The sequence below is a fragment of the Flavobacterium bizetiae genome (genome assembly GCF_024271895.1).
Classification (GTDB): domain Bacteria; phylum Bacteroidota; class Bacteroidia; order Flavobacteriales; family Flavobacteriaceae; genus Flavobacterium; species Flavobacterium bizetiae.
Genome location: NZ_CP091861.1, coordinates 3525533 through 3545421, shown reverse-complemented (window position 1 = coordinate 3545421; position 19889 = coordinate 3525533). Strand labels below are relative to the sequence as shown.

General features: G+C 33.4%; 15 protein-coding genes and 1 pseudogene. 11 read left to right on the top strand and 5 right to left on the bottom strand.

Going from position 1 to position 19889, the window contains the following annotated elements:
• Positions 1-33: 33 nt before the first annotated feature.
• Positions 34-282, bottom strand: coding sequence for a hypothetical protein (locus L0669_RS15220; protein ID WP_065449787.1), 249 nt, complete (start codon positions 280-282; stop codon positions 34-36).
• Positions 283-546: 264 nt separating this feature from the next.
• Between L0669_RS15220 and L0669_RS15215 the strand changes: the two genes are divergently transcribed.
• From L0669_RS15215 to L0669_RS15205, 3 genes are all read left to right on the top strand, one after another.
• Positions 547-1110 (top strand): Crp/Fnr family transcriptional regulator, encoded by a 564-nt coding sequence (locus L0669_RS15215; protein WP_263758603.1) that lies wholly within the window; start codon positions 547-549, stop codon positions 1108-1110.
• A gap of 198 nt (positions 1111-1308) precedes the next feature.
• Positions 1309-1698 carry a RidA family protein gene (locus L0669_RS15210; protein ID WP_263763954.1) on the top strand — a complete coding sequence of 130 codons (390 nt, stop codon included), beginning with the start codon at positions 1309-1311 and terminating at the stop codon, positions 1696-1698.
• 393 nt (positions 1699-2091) lie between these two features.
• A complete protein-coding gene (locus L0669_RS15205; protein WP_263758602.1) occupies positions 2092-2337 on the top strand; it encodes a hypothetical protein in 246 nt (81 codons plus the stop codon).
• A gap of 25 nt (positions 2338-2362) precedes the next feature.
• On the opposite strand, the gene L0669_RS15200 is transcribed toward L0669_RS15205, so the two are convergent.
• From L0669_RS15200 to L0669_RS15190, 3 genes are all read right to left on the bottom strand, one after another.
• Entirely contained in the window at positions 2363-3871 is a 1509-nt protein-coding gene (locus L0669_RS15200) for a glycoside hydrolase family protein (protein WP_263758601.1), read from the bottom strand.
• A 152-nt stretch (positions 3872-4023) separates the two neighbouring features.
• Positions 4024-6204 carry an HAD-IIB family hydrolase gene (locus L0669_RS15195; protein WP_263758600.1) on the bottom strand — a complete coding sequence of 727 codons (2181 nt, stop codon included), beginning with the start codon at positions 6202-6204 and terminating at the stop codon, positions 4024-4026.
• An 848-nt stretch (positions 6205-7052) separates the two neighbouring features.
• Positions 7053-7829 (bottom strand): polysaccharide deacetylase family protein, encoded by a 777-nt coding sequence (locus tag L0669_RS15190; RefSeq protein WP_263758599.1) that lies wholly within the window; start codon positions 7827-7829, stop codon positions 7053-7055.
• Positions 7830-8023: 194 nt separating this feature from the next.
• Between L0669_RS15190 and L0669_RS15185 the strand changes: the two genes are divergently transcribed.
• The 4 genes from L0669_RS15185 (at position 8024) to L0669_RS15170 (ending at position 15026) form a co-directional block, all read left to right on the top strand.
• On the top strand, positions 8024-8941 hold the full coding sequence (locus L0669_RS15185; protein ID WP_263758598.1) for a bestrophin family protein: 918 nt from the start codon (positions 8024-8026) through the stop codon (positions 8939-8941).
• Positions 8942-8969: 28 nt separating this feature from the next.
• Positions 8970-9662: a response regulator transcription factor gene (locus L0669_RS15180; RefSeq protein ID WP_263758597.1), complete on the top strand. Its 693-nt coding sequence runs from the start codon at positions 8970-8972 to the stop codon at positions 9660-9662.
• Positions 9652-11019: a HAMP domain-containing sensor histidine kinase gene (locus L0669_RS15175; RefSeq protein ID WP_263758595.1), complete on the top strand. Its 1368-nt coding sequence runs from the start codon at positions 9652-9654 to the stop codon at positions 11017-11019. The genes L0669_RS15180 and L0669_RS15175 overlap by 11 nt, the downstream gene beginning before the upstream one ends.
• A gap of 791 nt (positions 11020-11810) precedes the next feature.
• A complete protein-coding gene (locus L0669_RS15170; RefSeq protein WP_263758594.1) occupies positions 11811-15026 on the top strand; it encodes a TonB-dependent receptor in 3216 nt (1071 codons plus the stop codon).
• Between the two features lie 245 nt (positions 15027-15271).
• On the opposite strand, the gene L0669_RS15165 is transcribed toward L0669_RS15170, so the two are convergent.
• Positions 15272-16369 carry a sensor histidine kinase gene (locus tag L0669_RS15165; RefSeq protein WP_263758593.1) on the bottom strand — a complete coding sequence of 366 codons (1098 nt, stop codon included), beginning with the start codon at positions 16367-16369 and terminating at the stop codon, positions 15272-15274.
• A gap of 488 nt (positions 16370-16857) precedes the next feature.
• Here L0669_RS15165 and L0669_RS15160 point away from each other — a divergent pair, with 488 nt between their 5' ends.
• From L0669_RS15160 to L0669_RS15145, 4 genes and pseudogenes are all read left to right on the top strand, one after another.
• Complete coding sequence (locus tag L0669_RS15160) at positions 16858-17397, top strand: AAA family ATPase (RefSeq protein WP_263758592.1); 540 nt, start codon at positions 16858-16860, stop codon at positions 17395-17397.
• 712 nt (positions 17398-18109) lie between these two features.
• Positions 18110-18280, top strand: a pseudogene (locus L0669_RS15155) (phage tail protein); the annotation flags it as partial.
• A 54-nt stretch (positions 18281-18334) separates the two neighbouring features.
• On the top strand, positions 18335-18688 hold the full coding sequence (locus L0669_RS15150) for a phage tail protein (RefSeq protein ID WP_263763979.1): 354 nt from the start codon (positions 18335-18337) through the stop codon (positions 18686-18688).
• A 54-nt stretch (positions 18689-18742) separates the two neighbouring features.
• Complete coding sequence (locus L0669_RS15145) at positions 18743-19879, top strand: ABC transporter substrate-binding protein (RefSeq protein WP_263758591.1); 1137 nt, start codon at positions 18743-18745, stop codon at positions 19877-19879.
• Positions 19880-19889: the final 10 nt, after the last annotated feature.

The window sequence follows — 19889 nt, the reverse complement described above, 5'->3', positions numbered from 1 at the left end:
ACTAATTTCGATGATAGTATTCAATTCAAAAAATTACCTGAAAATGGTTATGGTATCGGCCAGATTTTCTTTGTAGATAAATGCTTTGATAAATTCCTGAACTTCATTAGTAGTTTCTGAAGGAGTGGCAAAAGAATTAATATGAAACTCATCATCCTGATCCAGGATATGTATAATTTCTGTGTATCCTTTCGAAATTAAACTTCCCTTTAATTTAATAATATTCAACTGCTGTTGACTATCTAACTCCTTACGAACTTTTAGTTTTATAGCTTTATCCATTTGTAAATATTTTAAATTATTATACTCAAACTCATTCTCAAATATAAATATTAATTCGTTAATAATGTTCCTAAAACAGCCTTATAAAACATTATTTATCAACACACTAATAAACAAAAGTTTAATAAATTGTTATTAATTTTATCAAATCGTTAATTACTATTTAAATTTTAATTTCCTATCTTCTACGAGACATCGCAAAATTGATGTTACTACTTAAAACTTCAATCTATTATTAAATTTTCTATAACTTTGGCCGTTACTATGCAAACCCAACTTAGAGCACATATCGAAAAAATAATTCCTCTTACCGATGAGGAATTTGCTTTTGTATACAGCCATTTTACCACCAAAAAGTTTAAAAAACACCAATTTCTAATTCAGGAAGGCGATCCTGTAAATTATTCGTATTTTGTAATTTCAGGACTTTTAAAATTGGTATATACGGATAATAAAGAAAAACAGCATGTGGTTTCTTTTGCTATGGAAGATTGGTGGGAAAGTGATTATTATGCTTTTTTTACTGAAACTAAAGCTACAATGTCATTAGAATGCCTTGAAGATACGGAGGTACTTTGCTGTACTCTTGAAGATTATAAAAAACTATGCAGCGGTTTACAGAAAATGGAACGCTTTTTTCTGGAGAAGGCTACTTTTGGTTTTCTGGGATCGCAACGCCGTATTATTTCCTGGCAAACTTCTAACTCAAAGGAGCGTTACGATCAATTATTAAAACAATATCCTTCGCTAATGCAGCGTGTTCCTAAAAGTCTTATTGCTTCGTATTTAGGTGTTTCGCGCGAAACGTTAAGCAGATTATCGTCCTGATTTATTTCGTGATTGCTTTCCCGATGTGACATTTCTCACAGTAAAATCGTTAAAAATGTCACCTCTTTATTCCGGCTGTTATCTACAATTTTGCAGTATAAATTTTAAACTGTAATAATGAAAAAAACAGCAAACCTTTTAGTATTACTATTATTCACTGCAATGCCTTTATGGGCGCAAACTAAAAAAGGAAAACAAATGGAAAAAAGAATTATTAATCCGTGGGAATGGCAAAATCAGCGCAGTTACGCACAAGCGGTTGAAGTAAAAAATCCGGAAGGAACATTATATGTTTCAGGACAAACGGCTATAAGCGCAGACGGAATTTCGAGTAACGAAAACATGGAATCGCAAATAAAACTGGCTTTAAAAAATCTGGAACAAGTGATTACAGAAGCCGGTTATGAATGCAAAGGAATTGTTCGGTTGAATATCTACACTACGGCTACGGATGAACTTTGGCCTCATTTTAATCTTATTCAGGATTGGGTAGCCAAACATGGTATCCAACAAGCTACTACTCTGCTTGAAGTGAAAAGTCTTTTTGAAACTTTAAAAGTCGAACTGGAAGCTACTGTCGTAAAATAAAAACCTTTATAAAATAGAAAAAGCTGTGTTTTCTTGAACGAAAAAAACACAGCTTTTTTTTATTGAATTTTCTAAACGTTTCTAAAAATTCAGAAAGGTTCTTTCATTTTTGAATCAATTTTAAAAAGAAAAACGAGTTGAAATTTTCTTACAATTTTACCATAATCAATAGTCTTTCAAATCGTTATCTGAAAAAACATGGAATTGGTGCAGAATTTTTTAATTTTTTGCCTTATATTTCAAAACTAAAATTTCCATTTTTACGTAATTACCTGAAACGATAGTCTTGTAATAAGATAAATTCAATTCACTGGTACGTTTTTGGAAAAATATTGAATTTTATCTTATTCCTGATTATCGTTATTTTTTTTATAAATTTTAAGAATATTAAGTGTGGACAAAATTAATGTACTGAGATTAAAAAGAACTTTATCTTACCTGGAAAGTAAGCAACGCGAATTGAAAAGACAAAATGAAAATGATACCCGAAGCCTTGAGTCTATGATAAAATATCTTAAAAAAGATATGTTAGAGCAGTTTAAATTAACAGATTATGATGTTTACATCAAAGGCGAAATCAACAATACCGAAACTTTTATTCAAAGCGTTAAAAGCATTATAGATACTAATTCCAGATAGTTCGATCATAATCTGCCAGGTACATTTATTGGGCTATTTTATTGTATTCATCAAATGCTTTATTAGGATCTGCAGTTGCATATTCATTCTCCGGTTCCGGAATTACATGAATTTTTGAATCGCTTAAGGAAACAATCGCTGAACAAACATAAACACCTATCTTACCTTCGCTGTATTTATAGTCCAACAAGGTTAATTTTACGACTTCATTAATCGAAAGCTCATAATAATTTCCGTAACGGATAATCTTAAAGTAGATTTCTTTGTTTTCGACGATTTCAAATTGATTGGTTTGAATGTTCTCAAAAACAAAATTATTCTTTACATCTTTTTCATTAAATCCCCAGGCTCTAAACTGCACAAAACCGTTTACAAAATCAATTGATATATAATAGGCTGTTCCCTGCTCATCACATTCGATTACGAAACCTGTTTTTCCCATTCCTTCGACAGCCAATGTTCCTTCCCAGACAAAATTTTCTGAAGGTTTATCAAAACAAAAAACTTCATAACCGCTTCGACAGCCAATTCGCCATTTATTCTCATTTTCGATCTCAAAATTTGCTGACGGATTTCCTAAAATTGGTGTAGGAACAGGCAAGTTTCTTTGGTGAATGGTTCTTTGGTAAAGTGTTCTCCAATGGTGATAGGTTTTCAATAACAATCGGCCGTTACTATCTACATCCAATTGTTTTGGCGGCGGAATTACGCGAAGTGTGTTGACATTTCCTCCCACAAAATAAAAATTGTAGATCAGATAATAATCGCCTTCTTTTACAATTCTTGCCGCATAATTGCCTTGTGGCATTAATACATTATTATGAAACGCGTGATATTCTCCTTTAAAATCGGGCGAAAACCAATAACGCACTTTTATATCCTCTCGAATTGAGCCTAGCAAATAATGCATTCCTTTTATTTCTACCACGCACGGACATTCGATATCATCATATACATAAGCTACGTGCAATGGTTTTTGCAATACAAAACCTTTTTCGCCTCTTTTTGCAACGCCAATACAACCTCTTCTATAAGTTGGTCCTACGGCACTGCGGGCACAAATTAGTAAATAATCTTCTCCTTCGAATTCGTATTTATAAGGATCTCTGAAACTGAGCCATTCACGCGGGTTATTATCGCGGCTTTCATAATACGGAGCATCACTTCGCAAAGGCAACCCGTATTGATTGTCTTTTGTCCAGTGAATTAAATCCGGAGAAACTGCCCTGCCCACTTTTTGTGTAATCCCTTTGTCCTGACGTTTTAAACCTGTATAATACATTTCGTAACCTTCTCCCGCCGAGTTTTTACTCACATGCATTGTCCACAACATATCATCATCCCATTCGCCGGGATCGCCTACAAACAAAGCATTTTTTACTCTTTTCCAAGAAAGACCATCTTTTGATACCGCATGCGCAATATAATCGTGATTGGGAATAATAAGATGAAATAAATGATGTACACCGCTTTCATCGATAAATACATCTACGTCTCCTATTTCCCAATTACTAAATCCTGAACCTGAATACATACTAACCTATTTTTATTATTTAACATATTGTGTCATTTTTGTCATCCTGAGCGAAGTCGAAGGATCACAAACAAAATCGCCAATCTTTAATTTCCATATTTCAAGGGATTAAAATCCCTTGCTACAATATGAATCGTTCCTCCGGAACTTATTTATTTTATTATTTTATAATGCTTTAATCCTTCTAAAATACCGGACGAAGCTGCATCTTTGGCCACATAAATACTTTTTGTGGTTTCATAATTGGCGAGTTCTACGCTTCGGTTTCCTACGATAATTCCTTTTATCGAACCTCTGAACATGTCGATATCATTTCCTGAATCTCCGGCCGCAATGACATTCGATAACGGAATAGACCATTTACGGCATAAAAATTTAATGGCATTTCCTTTTGAAGCTCTTTTGGGAATAAAATCAAGAAATTGTCCATGACTCGGAATGATATTTACTTTGTACCAGCCTGTGCCTAAAACTGAAATTAGTTGTTCGTGATCGTATTTTTCCTGATCATAATAATAAGATATTTTATAAGGATTTTGGGCTTCTTCTTCCTGTAATCGTAACCACGGAACTTCTTTAAGACGATTTACAATATCATCTCTTTTCCATCGGCCGGCGAGAAATTTAGCCCAGCCTTTGTCTAAAATATAGTCTTTTCCGTTTGTATAATAGATTTCGGTTCCTACGGAGCAAATAATAAAGTCAGGCAACGGAAATTGTTCTTCTTCGATAACTTGTTTTACCAATGCTAAATTTCGTCCTGATGCCAGGGCAAATGCCATTTTATCAGTACGATTGATCAGATGCTCTTTTAATTCTTTTAGTCCGGGATTGTTTAATTTTGGTTCTATTAATGTCCCGTCGATATCCGAAACAAATAAATGTTCGACCTTACGTTTTAATCTTTCGATATTGATATTTGGGTAATGTTGTTTTTTGATTCCTGAACCGGATGATAATGACAGGTTTTCGTTGACCAAATCTACATATTGGTTAACGTGGCTTAACCAGCTGTAATGTTTCTGAATATTAATGGCGCCATTATTTGAGTAATATTTCCATTGATTTTCATTGGTTAAAATATTTCGCAACGCTTTTTTTATTTCGTTTTCATCCAGCGGATTTACCAATTCTCCGTTCTGGCAAGTCGGAATAATTTCTGATGGTCCACCATTTTTGGTTACCACAACCGGTAAACCTGAACTTGCGGATTCTATTACGGTTAAACCAAAATTTTCATGCAGGGCTAAATTCACAAAAACACCTCTTTTTTCGGCGGCATATCGATAAATAATCGAAACTTCATTTTCGACGTCATGTTTCTTCGGAATTGCCATTTTTCCGTACAAATCGTATTTATCCATTAATAACAACAGATCTGTAAGGACATCTTTTTCAGATTCCGGCATTTTTGAAATATCTTTTCTGATTCCGGCAAAAATCACCAGATTGGCAATACTTTGCAGTTCTTTGTCTTTACCATAAACTTCAATTAGGGTATGAAGATTTTTATGGCGATCTGGTCGTGAAAGCGCCAGAATAAAAGGTTTGTGCGGATTTATTAAAAACTTCGAAATGGTCTCGGCTACCCAATATTTTCGTTGCTCTTCTTCCATTTGCTTATCAGAATCTTGTTCTCTATGATAATACGGAACAAATTTGCTGGTATCGATTCCCGGTGAAATGGCGTGGTATTTACCTAATTCGAAATTTTTATAGGGTTTGTAAGTTTCGATTTCCTGCTCTGTCGAAGTAACTATAAATTCAGATAATTCTAATGTTTTTTCTTCGGCGGCAATTCTTTGTTTAAACTTGTATTTCTTTTCGATTTCTTCTTCGTTTAAACCACTTTCCAGTAATTTATTTTTTTTATGAAAACCTAAAGAATGGCCTGTATGCGCGAAGGGAATATTTAAGATGGTTGATAATTCGCTGGCTACATATCCTGCGTCGCCATAATGTGAATGGATCCAGTTGGGGAATATATCATGGAGTTTGATATGTTGCACAATTCCGTTTACAAAAGTGTCTAAACCGTCCCATAATTGTTCTTTTGCTTTGTACTTTTTTCCCAGAAAGGGAATACGCCTTATGTCTAATTTATCATTAATGATTTCGATAGGTACTGCATATTCGGGAGAAAGATTTGGGTCGTCGATTAATCTTGTAAATACGTGAACATGTTCTACATTTTCGTGTTGTGATAAAAACTCTGCAAGCTCGTATACATATTTTGTTTGTCCGCCATTATCAGCATCTCTACCAATCTCCAAACCAGAACCTTTTAGCAGTCCGTGAATGTTGATTAATGAAATTCGTAATTTTGTCATCATTGTCTTTTATTTGTTAGAATTTTTAAGGTACGAAAAATCGAGCAGTTGAGCCCAAAATCATACAAAAAATAACAGGATTATTAACATTTACAGACAAAACTGAAAGAATGATGGTGGTCGCGAAGTAAATTTTATGATTTTCGAAAAAGGCGAAAAAAAGTTTTTTAGCCACAGATTAAAGGATTAAAATGATTTAATTATTTGTGGTTAATTATTTTAATTTGATAGTTATTGAATGGAAAAAAGCCACGAATTCACTAATTTAAAATTGTTGAATTTTATAGTATAAAGAACAAATTATAAATACGATATTTTATAGTCCCGGAGGGATGAAATATTTATAGAAATATTAGATAAAATGGACAGAGCCCCATCGGGGTGAAATATTTATCAGGTATGTAATTATATGTCGCTCCGCTGGAGCTTCATTTCTAAATTCTATATCTTTTTTCTATAAATATGTCGCTCCGCTGGAGCTTGATTTCTAGATTTCTTATCTATTTTGTTCTACTAATTTACTAGGTATCAATTATCCATATTATTTGTCATTTCGAGGAACGAGAAATCTTCGTGAGTAACTCTACAAAGATTGGAATTTCTTTGCGGAGTTTCTAGTGTAATCCTTCCTTCGTTAGGATGACAAAAATGAGTTTAATAGTTGAAAATGAATAATAGACAAAGTGCTTGATGTTCTCATTCGAAAAACTACACGAAAATCCTGTTATGACAACGATTGCCCTAGCCCCGATAGAAGAGGAAATCCTTTTGTGCCGGCGTTCGGCACAAAAGATTGGAACGGAGAGCGGGATTAGCTCCTAAAAAAACAACTTATTATGTTTTATTATTAATTATTCAGGTAATAAATCGTCTAAGTCTGATGACTTATAGAATTTAAGATCGTTAAGTTTCATGTATTTACAAATAAACTCTAAGGTTTCTATTTTTGTCTGATAATTTTCGGTTACGTTTTTAACGGGTTTGTGTCCGCATAAAAGCAAAATTTTATTGTGTTTTTTAGCGTAATCTAATAGTTCTAATACATACGGAATACTAAAATGTATGTGGCTGTTGTCGATATCAAAAGCAAATACAATTTTTGAATTATTAAAAAAACTGTCTTGTTTCTCGGGCGCTTCACCTCCAAAAGCTCTTCCTCTTATAATTTTAAAATCATTCGATAAAGCTTTGTCAAGTGCGTCAGATCTTTCTCCGTAAGGATAAGCAAAAGTGGTCACATTAAATTTTAATCTTTTCATAGAAGCAATCATCGGGTCGATTTCCTGTTTCATGTAGGCATCGATTCCGTGTTGGTTGACAAATTTTACGGCGTTGTAATGATGGTAACCATGACCGGCAATTTCGTGGCCTTCCTTTTGCATTTCAAGGAGTTTTTTTATTTGAGGAGCACCAATAGAATCTATTCGGCAAACATTAAAAGTAGCTTTCCATCCGTATTTTTTCAAGGCCTGATCGGCTTCGTACCATTCGTCGACATAGGCATCATCAAAAGATAAAATTACACCTGCTGCATATTTTTTAGGTTCTGGTTTTTCTTTTTTGGTTTCGCAGGAAAAAAAAGTAAAGAGTAGTAAAAACAATATTGTTTTAGTGTATAATAGCTTCATAGATTACTGGTGGTTAATTGTTCGAACTCTTAAAAAAATACAACTTTGTACTTCAAATATATAACATTCTTGTTTAGGTTTTATTCCCTATTCTCTAAATTTTGATATAAATCATCGTCATATTCTTTGGTTAATTTTTTGCAGGAGGTTCTACTTTTTAATTACTTTTATAGCAACAAATTTGATCGCCACAAATGATTATAAAGAAAAAGGATACCTGGTTCAAAATGCTCTTTGAATGGAGAGGTTCTGTTTTACCTCAATTGCTTCCGCGGCTTTTACTTTTATTACTATTTTCTTTTTTAATAGTATATTTTAAGCCTTATCTTATACAATACAATCTGCATGTAAATCCTGCTATTTTTACTTTGTTTGGGATTGCGCTTGCCATATTTCTTGGTTTTAGAAACAGCGTGAGTTATGATCGTTTTTGGGAAGGCAGAAAACTTTGGGGCGCATTGCTTAACGATACGCGATCTCTTGCCAGACAAAGCATTACACTTATCAACGATAAAGATTACGATACTGAGCGCCAGAATTTCATTAATTTATTGATCGCTTTTGTATACAGCCTGAAACATCAGTTACGAGAAACTAATCCTGACGAAGACTTAAATCGTTTACTGCCTAAAGAATTTGCAGCGCAACTTAAAGAGATTCAATATAAACCCATTATTATTTTGAAAGCATTGGGCGTTTGGGTAAAAAATGCAAAGTCAGAAAATAAAATAGACAGCATTACACAATTGGCTTTTGAAGAAAACCTGAACAAACTCTCTGACATTGTTGGCGGATGCGAAAGAATTGCCGGAACGCCAATTCCGTATACCTATAGCGTTTTGCTTCATCGAACGGTGTATATTTATTGCTTTTTACTGTCTTTTGGTTTTGTAGAAACAATGGGTTGGGTTACGCCTTTTGTGATTGTTTTTATCGCCTATACTTTTGTAGCATTAGAAGCGATTGCAGATGAATTAGAAAATCCGTTTGGGATGCAGCCCAATGATCTTGCGCTCGATACCATGTCGCAAATGATCGAAAATACGCTTTTAGAATTAAACGGTAAAAAGGTAAACCCGATACAAAATGCCAGCGATTATTGTATTACTTAAAATTAAACACTCCAATTATATTCGATTTATGAATAAAGTATTATTAGTTGAAGACGATCCGAGGGTTGCTTCGTTTATTACGAGAGGACTTGAAGAGCATCTGTATGAAGTGAAAACAATTACAAAAGGTTTTGATGCCATAAAAGAAGTAATGGACAACGAGTATAATATTATTATTCTCGACATCATGCTGCCTGATATTACAGGATTTGAAGTTTGCGAAGTTTTAAGAAGCCGAAAAATAATTGTTCCGATTCTAATTTTGAGTGCGCTCGATACGCCACACGAAAAAGTAAAAGGTCTTCAAGCCGGAGCCGATGATTATCTAGCCAAACCTTTTTTGTTCGAAGAATTACTGGCAAGAATAAATGCACAGCTTCGTCGTGCAGAATTCAGCACCGGAATTCTCGATTTTCAGTCGTATGCCGGAGTCGAAATTAATATGAAAGAACAAAGCGCAACAAGAGACGGAAAAGAACTGAATTTGTCTTCGCGAGAATTAAAACTTTTGATCTTTTTCATGAAAAACCGTGAGAAAGCCTTGTCCCGAATTGCGATTGCACAAGCGGTTTGGAATATCGATTTTGATACGACATCAAACACCGTAGATGTTTACATTAATTATTTAAGAAACAAGATCGACAAGAACTTCCCAACTCCTCTCATCCATACTATAAAAGGAACGGGATATATGCTCAAACAAAAGAGTTATGAATCTTAAAAACAAGTTAGCCGCTAATTCTACTTTGCTTTTTGCTTTTATAACCGGACTTCTTATGGCCGGATCTTTCCTGTTGTTCAAAAGTCATATGAAGGATCTTTATTATGATAATCTCGAAGATCATGCCATGACAACGGCACTTTTTTACTTTGAAAAAGATGAAATAAAAGAGTTTAATAGCGAACGTTATAAACAAATCGAACTTCAGTACAAACGCATCAACAATGAATCGATACGCGTTTATGATGCCAAAACCAATAAGCTCTATTTACGCGATACTATTGATTTTGAATTAAGCGATCAGGACTTAAAAAATATCAAGAAAGAAAAACTACAAACTTTTAGCCGTGGCGACAGGCAATTTGTTGGCTTGTTTTATAAAGACAATCAGGGCGATTTTATCATTGTCGTTTCCGGAATCGATCGTGCCGGAAATCGCCAATTAGAGATGTTAGGGCTCATGTTTATTTTGTTTTATCTGGTGGGAATTCCTCTAAATTATCTTTTGGGAACGTTTTTGGCCAAGCAAACTTTTCGCCCTTTTACAGAAGTAATTAAAAAAGTAAACACCATAACAACCGAAAATCTTCATTCGAGATTAGAAGTGCCACAAACCAGCGGCAAAGATGAGATTAAAGAACTGGTAACGACTTTTAATTATCTTTTAGAAAGATTAGAAAGCGGAATCATGATTCAGAATAATTTTCTAAAAAATGCTTCGCACGAATTAAAAACACCGCTTACCATCATTATAGGAGATATTGATGTATCGCTGCAACAACGCAGAACCAACGAACAGTATGAAGAAATTCTAAAATCGCTCCGTAAAGATACTTTACATCTAAAAGCCACTCTCGAAGGTCTTTTGGTTTTATCGGGATTAGAACTTTCTGAACCGCAACAAATGGAAACCGTAAGAATAGACGAAATTTTATGGAATGTTCTCGAGAAAAAAGCCATCGAATATCCGGAATCTAAGGTTTCATTCAATTTGAATGCCATTGCAGATCAGGAAAATTTACTTTCTGTTTATGCCAACAAACACATGCTTTTTATTGCCTTGTATAATATCTTAGATAATGCAATAAAGTTCTCAAATCCTAAACCGGTCAATATTTTTGCGCTTTCTACTGAAGGTAAACTGATCATCAAAATCGTAGATCAGGGCCCGGGAATTTCAGAAACCGATCAGAAATCGATATTCGATCTCTTTTTCCGAAGCGATAATACACGCCATATTCAGGGACAAGGATTGGGACTTTTTATAACCACACAAATTCTGAAACTTCATAATATCAATTTGATAGTAGATTCTGAGCTCGAAAAAGGTACTTCGTTTTCTTTGGTGTTTCCTTAATATAAGATATATCTTAAAAGCTATTCTCTATAAAATAGCCACTCCCGATAGCCATCGGGATAAAAGATTAAAATGATTCTTCTCTTTACGCAGATCTAATCTTGAATTTGCATAAATCTAATTGAAAAAAAAATCTACTAAATCTGCGAGAAAAAATTAACGCATAGAAACAAAGTAACCACAATCATTGTCATCCCGAGGAACGAGGGATCTCCACAAGTAGCTCTACAAAGATTGGCGATTTTGATTGCGGAGTTTCTTGCGGAGATCCCTCGTTCCTCGGGATGACAACCTACACGAAAATATTGTTGTAAAAATGATTGCCCTAGCCCCGATAGAAGTAGAAAAGAAAATCTGCCGAATCTGCTAAATCTGCGAGAAAAAACTCAACGCATAGCAAGAGTATTTGCTTTCGCATAGCTATGCGGTATTATTCAAAGTGAGACGCCTCCTATTCGATCTTAAAAACTATGTTTCTATGTGTTTAAATAATTAAGAATTGCATTTTTTAACTTATAATATTAGTCTTTAGAGTTATCGATTTTTGCAATCGGTAACATTTGCTTAACACTCTAATCTTTTTCTAATCTACTTTAAATCTAGCTTTAATCTACTTATTTTTAGCTTTTTACACAAGTAGTTGATTTTAAAGAGCTAATTCCTTTCTCTTGAAATAACATCTTCATAATCCTAAGTTAACAATGAATAGTTTTATCATTTTAAGTTAACAAAAGCGTTAAATCTGATCGAAACAAAGACAGTTTCTTTGTCAAATAAAAACTAAAAACAACATGACAAAACTAAAACTCTTTTTTTCGGCATTCATGCTTCTTGTTATGGGGAACATTTTTGCTCAAATTACAACCTCATCTTTATCTGCAAAAGTTAGCGATGGTACAAGCCCTCTAACTGGCGCCGAGGTTACATTAACACATTTACCTACCAACTCCGTTTACAGAGCTGTAACAGATAAACAAGGTAGGTTTAGTTTCGAAAATTTAAATGCCGGTGGACCTTACGAACTTGAAATTAAAAGTTCTGGTGTTCAGGATTATTCAAATGCACAAATACATTTAGCACTTGGAGACAATGATTTGCCTACAATAGTAGTTGGTAAATCAGATAATAATGTTTTAGAAGAAGTAGTAATTACAGGTTCTAAACCTTCTTCTAAAAATAACGGAACAAGCATTAATGAGAAAAAAATTAATGGTCTTCCGTTAATCAACAGAGGAATTCAGGATGTTACTAAATTAGTACCACAAAGTTCTAACAACTCTTTTGCAGGAACGAACTTTAGATACAACAACGTAACTATTGACGGTTCTATAAACAATGATGCAATTGGTTTTAGCCCTTCTTTAGGAGGTCAGTCAGGAACTTCAGGAATGCCAGGAAGCAGTACACGATCAAACTCTATAAGTTTAGATGCGATACAGGATATTCAGGTTTATATTGCTCCTTATGATATTAAATTAGGAAACTTTTTAGGAGGAAGCGTAAATGCCGTTACCCGCAGCGGTACAAATGAAGTAACAGGATCTATTTATAGTTATGGCAGAAATGCTGCTATTACTGGTCCTAATAATGCAGGTGATGGTTCTAAAATGCCAAACTCTTTTGGTGATTACCAAGTTGGTTTCAGATTAGGTTTACCAATTATAAAAGATAAATTGTTTTTCTTCACCAACATGGAATATGCTGAAAGAACAGATCCTTTGTTCTACAATGCAGGACAAACAAATTCTGAAGGAAAATTAACTTCATTGGTTGATAATACTACAGCAGAACAAATTTCAAACTTCGTTAAGACAAATTATGGTTTTGATCCGGGAAGTTACGGTGCTTATAACAACTTTGCGAAAAGTCAAAAATTCTTCAATAAATTAGATTGGAAAATTAACGACAAGCACTCTCTTTCGTTAAGAAACAATACTGTTATTTCTCAAGCTTCGAACTTAGAACGTGATGCTGCAAACTTCAGGTTTTCGAGCATGGACTTTACTCAAAAAAACCAATCTATTAGTACGGTTTTAGAATTAAAAAGCCACTTTAACAGCCAATGGTCTAACTCATTTATCGCAAGTTACTCGGCTATTAAAGATTACCGTGATCCAAAATCATCAAATGCAATGTTTCCTCAGGCAGAAATTGGTTATAACGGAGGAACAATTTTCTTAGGAAATGATCGTGAAGCAACTGTTTTTAACATGAAACAAAACACTGCCGAAATCACTGATAACCTTACTTACAAAACAGGAAACCATACTTTATTGTTTGGTACACACAACGAATTCTACGACATTAACTACGGATTTGTAAATGCACTTAACGGAAGAGTTTCGTACAAATCTCTGGCAGATTTCTTCAATAAACTTCCTACTCGTGTTCGCGGAACGTATCCTTTTGATGGTTCTACAAGAGATCAGATCTTTGATAATCCTTATGCTAAATTCAAAGTAAACCTTTATAGTGTTTATGTACAAGACGAAATTAGAATTGGAAACAAATTAAAAGTTACTCCTGGTGTAAGAGTTGATTATACTGATTTACCAAACAAACCAAAATTAAGTCCACAGGTACAAAATTCTCCTGCTGATCCTAATTATGGTAATACATACACTTACACGCCGTTAAGCCAAATTAATAATAACTTTTTCAGTACTGCATTAGTTTCTCCAAGAATTGGTTTTACGTATAATGTAGACGAAGATAAAACGCTTGTTTTAAGAGGTGGATCTGGAGTATTTACAGGTAGAATTCCGTTTGCATGGTTAGGATATGCTTACTACAATGACGGTGTTGGTTACGGAAGTTATGATAAAAACAACCTTACTCCTGCTCAGGTTGCAGCAGCTGGTGATCCTTTGGCAAACAACGGATTAAATGGATATCACGATGCAACGCCAAAAGTTCAGGCAGATTTAGTTGACAATAAATTTAAAATGCCAGCTGTATTAAGAAACTCATTGGCCATCGATAAAATCATCAACGGTTATAAATTTACAACCGAAGGTATTTATACTAAAGTAATTCGTGATCTTGAATTTCAACAAGTAAATAAGACAGATAACCCAACTTATTTCTCTTACGATACAAATCACCAAATGCCAATTTACGCAGCAAACATAAATTCAGCTTTTTCTAATGCTTATTTATTGTCAAATACAAACAAAGGATACAGATACAGCATCACTGAAATGGTTACGAAATCATACGATTTTGGTTTGAACTTTATGGTAGCATATACTTACGGAGATTCTCGTGACGTAACAAACGGAATTCGTAACTCTATGGAAAGTAACTTCCAAATGAACCAGTCATTGACTCCTAATGATCCTCAATTGGCGACTTCTAACTTTAACATCAAACACAGAATCGTTTCTAATGTTGGTTACTCTGTAAAACTAGCTGACAACAATACTTTCTCTGCTAATGTGTATTTTAATGCACAATCAGGAAATCCGTTTTCATGGGGATTTGTAAACTCTACAATTGCAGGAACAGGACAAGCAGCAGGATTGGCTTATATCTTTAAAGATGCAGCAGAAGCAGCTAAATACATTGGTGTAAATGCAGCAGGAGTTCCTTCAGCAACAGCAGCTCAACAAGTTGCAGCTTACGAAGAATTCGTTAATGGAAATGATTACTTAAAAAGCAGAAGAGGAACATTCACTCAAAGAAATGGTGATACTACTCCTTGGAACATTCAGGCAGATTTGAAATTAACAGATGAAATTAAAGTTCAAAAAGTAGGTACATTCCAAATTTCATTTAGCATGGCAAATGTTGGAAACCTTATCAATAAAGATTGGGGAAGAAGCTACTTTGTTCCAAATACTTACAATTCAACAGCTAACCTTGGTTTAACAAAATCAGGAAACTTAGGCGGAGTTGCTACTGGCGACCCAACATATACTTTCCAAAAACCAACGGCTACACCTTATACTATAGATCAACTAGCCTCAAGATTCCAAGGACAACTTGGACTTAGATATTCGTTCTAAAAGATTGTGTTTTATTTTTTTATTTGTCCCCCAGTTTCACACCCTTATGAAACTGGGGAACTTTTTTTAAACAAATGCTTTGTTAAAATCTCAATTTTTTAAATTCCAAATTCCAGTACTAAATACCAATATCTTAAATTCCAAATTCCAATAAAAAAGAGGAAAAGCTTAAAATCTTTTCCTCTTTTTTATATTATTTAAAAACAGCTCCAACATTGGAATTTGGAATTTTTAATATTGGAATTTTATTTTCCTAATGGTAAAATAAACTTAAAAGTACTTCCTTTTCGAAATTCACTTTCGGCCCAAATTTCGCCTTGGTGTTTTTTTATAAATTCACTGCAAAGCAATAATCCTAAACCATTTCCGGTTTCATTTTCTGTTCCTTTTTGAATTACTTTTCCGGTAATTTTAAACAGTTTTTCTTTTATTTTATCAGGAATTCCGATGCCATTGTCTGTAATAGATACTTCTACTTTCTCATTCGTTATCTGCATTGTAATTTTAATTTCGCCTTGCTGATCTGTAAATTTAATTGCGTTGGTCAGTAAGTTTCGCAAAACAGTATCAATCATGTATTTATCCAGTTCAGCTTCAATAATTTCGGTTGGTTCAAAACTTAAATCTATATTTTTATTTAAAGCACTATTTTTATGGAGCGCTATATTTTCTTCAATTAATTGATTTAAAACCACTTTTTGAGGATTGTATTCTATCATTCCGGTTTGCACACGCGACCAGTCTAGCAAATTCTCCAGCAGTTTGTAAATATTTTTGTTCGATTCATGAAGCATTCCTGTAATTTCCTTAATTTCTTCATGGCTGTAAGTATCAATTTTCTGAGCTAGTATTTCTGATAATGTAACTGAAGATCCCAAGGGTCCTTTTAAATCATGTGCTATAAGCGAAAAGAATAAATTTTTATCGTTTAGAAGTTTCTTGATTTTAGAATCCTGTTTTTCCTTCACCAACAATAAAAATCCAACAGTACCAATAAGGGTAAGCAAAAATAAACTTATGCTATATAAACTATCAAAAATACTGGGCCTGAAAAAATATTGTTGCGGATCGATATGACTGTAAATCGCTCGTAAAAAGATTAAAATTTCGAATAAAACATAGCAAAGCAGATAAAATATTCGGAAAAAATTAGTTCCTTTTTCTCTAAAGTAACCTATCGTTGGCGGTAAATAAATAAAAAATATTGCCATCGACATAATAAAAATGCGCGTGTTGATCGTATTCTCAAACAATGTCGCCAGGTTAAAAACTAGTATTCCGGCAATTGTAAGTCCTTTTTGTAAATGATACCGTCTGTTGCATTTCGTTTTAAGAAGAGACATTATCGCTATTGTTTCACAACATGTACCACACAAAATTATTGAGTTGGCAGCATTAATAGAAATAAAATCCGGGATGATGTTTCTTAAAAAAATTAAAACCCATCCTATGGTTAATAATATTTTACCATTGCCAAAGGTTCTTAGTTTTTTTCTGTTCTCAACGGTAGCATATGAAAACGAGTAACTAAAAATAAGAATGCAAATAAATAAGTTTCCCCAAAAATAAAGTATAAAAATCGTTTTTGGATCTAGTGGCAAAAATTGAAACATTACAGGCTTTAATGTATTTTAAAAAACTAATCGCAAATATACAACTTAGTGAAGTAATCCGCTATCGTACTGAGTTGATTGGTTAAGAAAACTATTTCGACTCACCATTACTTCAGAAAATTTTTCTATTTTTCAACTTAAATAAACTGAAGTCAACTTTAAGATTATGACTATTTTTATATTCTAAATTGAATTACTACATATTAATCAAAAACAAAATGAGAATAATGATTATGGGCGCATCAGGAGCCGGTGCTACAACATTGGGCGATTATTTCGTAAAAAATAATGATCGTTTTTTACACCTGGATTCTGATGATTATTTTTGGAAAAAAACCGAACCTCCGTTTCAGGAAGCAAGAATTGATGATGAACGTAATTCTTTATTTGAAAATGATTTTTATTCTAAGGAAGATGTAGTAGTTACCGGTTCCATATTTCATTGGCATACTAACTATAAGTTTTTATTTGATCTTATTGTTTTATTATATATTCCGCAAGAACTTAGAATGCAAAGATTGATTGAAAGGGAAATCTCGAGATATGGAGATAAAATACTCTCCGACGAAAAATTAAATGCTAAATACAAAGCTTTTCTTGCATGGGCAGCCGAATATGATTTAGAAGAAAATACTTCAAGCAGAAGCCTTAGACAGCAAAAACAATGGTTAACAGAAGTACAATGCGCTACTTTGTTTCTGGAAGGTGATTTGACTGTAAAAGAAAGACTTGACATTTTACAAAAGTATGTTACATAAATTATCCTAAAGTTCTTCCCTGTTTCCTATAAAAAATCAATTCAGGAAAATTGCGGGTTGATGTTAGACAATTCATCTTACCTCAATCGACTACAAACTCAACAACTTTTATACCTGCCTTTTTATCTTCCGGCATTTCCGGACATAAGATAGTTATTAAACGAATATAAGCTTACTCCTCTCCTGCTTATTCATTACATAAGAATTTACACAAAAAACACTGTCTACCTGATAGTTATGTTATTTATTTTTGTAAATTTATTCGTTCAAATACACAAAACCTCATTTCTACAAGCCTAAAACGATGTATCATTAATACATTTTTCACTAAAAAGTAACTTTTTTCAAAGAAAAATGAATTCGCATAATTAGAAGTTATCATTCAAAATTTATCTGACATTAAAAATAGATTTCATGACATGAAAAAGCCGTTCTGTAACATCTTTTTCTTGTTATAGGTAATAGATATCTACTTTTAAAATCAAATTGAAGAAGGAGTGCTTATTACAGAGTGTTTAGAGACATCAACAAAATACTTTCTTTTTTTATTGCAAATATTTTAACCATTCAAAAAACAGGTGTAAATACCTGCTTGTAAGAAGATTACATAAAGTAACTTCGTTATTGAACAATTAAAAACTAAACTGTAATCAAATCATATTAACCATTAATAAATCTATCACTAACATTAACCAATTAAACAAAAACAATTATGGACGTATTTTTAGGAACAATTCTAGCATTCGGATTTAACTTTAACCCAAGAGGTTGGCAATTATGTTATGGGCAACTAGTTCCCATATCGCAATACAATGCACTCTTTGCACTACTTGGAACAACTTATGGAGGCAATGGTACATCAACATTTGCTTTGCCTGATTTAAGAGGTAGATCTCTTGTAGGTCAAGGACAAGGAAATGGCTTAACTAATATCGTTATGGGAGAAATAAGTGGTACTGAAAACATTACGCTTACAGCAAACAACATGCCTATACATGGTCATCCTCTTGTTGCTGCTACGTCTCCTATTACTGTAGCTGTCAATGCAATAAGCGCAAAACCAATCAGCAATGATCCTGATGGTGGTAATAATAATTTTGCTGCTGGCGGTAATACTCCAAATATCTATAGTGAAACTGGAGGAACAAATAATGCAGTTGGTGGTGTAACTGCAACAATTAGCGGTGCTACAGGTGTTGCAGGAGGTAGCCAACCATTTGGCTCAAGAAATCCATACTTAGGTATAAACTTTTGTATCGCTATGGAAGGAATTTTTCCTAGTAGAAACTAATACAATTAAAATGAAACAGAGGCAATTATGCCTCTGTTTTTTTAATCTCATTTTATGGAAGATATTATTAAAATAGGAATTCTAATTCCAAAATCACAACAATACCCTACTCTGGACAAAGATTTTATGAGAGGATTAAAACTTAATAATCTCAATGTGAAGTTTTTTGTGGAAAGTATTGGTATTGGTGCTGATGAAAAAATGATAATTGATAAAATACAAAAATTAAATTTTCAAGAGGATATAAATATTATCGTTGGTTTTTTTGGGCATTATAATATGTCTGAGGTTTATAATTATACCTCTAAAAACGATATTCTATTACTTGCCGCAGATACCGGAGCAACAATGCCTTATGAAACATCTCCTTATAAAGGTGTTTACATCAATTCTTTTGGATTAACGGAATCCTGTTATCATTTAGGAACTTATTTAACCGCCAAAAACTATCAAAAAGTCGTAACCTCAACTTCATTTTATGATTCAGGTTATGGTATGCTGGCGGCAATTGAATATGCTTTTAAAGAAAAAACAATTTTTTCAGGCCACTACATCACTCCTTTTGTGCCCAGAGAAGACGAATCTGAATACATGTGGCAGTTTATTAATTCGTATGAACCAGATGCTGTTTTTGCTTTCTATAGTGGTTTGTATGCTGAAGAAAATGCTGATTTTGTAAACCAAAATAAAATAACTAAAAAATATCCGTTTTATGTTACTCCGTTTTTTATCAATGATAAGATTCTTGAAAACTATAAAAATGAACCTCATGATCTTTATGTAGTGAGTTCATGGATGCAAAATGATGGCGATAGCACCAATTTTACCGAGAACTATAAAAATAGATACTCAGAGACCCCGACAGTCTTTTCTATTTTAGGGTATGAAAACGGACTTATATTAGAAAACCTTCTCCTAAATGCAGAAAATAATCTTAGTATAAGTTCTTTAATTGAACAAATTGGCAAATTGAATATAGCCGGACCAAGAGGTAATATTGAATTTGACAAAGACACTAACAGAACAATATTTAATCATTATATGTATAAATTAAATTTTGATTCTTCTAACGATTTAAGCTTCAATAAAATTGAAACATTTGTAAATGACGGGCAATTTACCAGAGCTTTTAATTCGTTTGCAAAGCCCGATTACGTAGGCGGATGGCAAAATGCCTATTTATGTCATTAAACTAAACTGT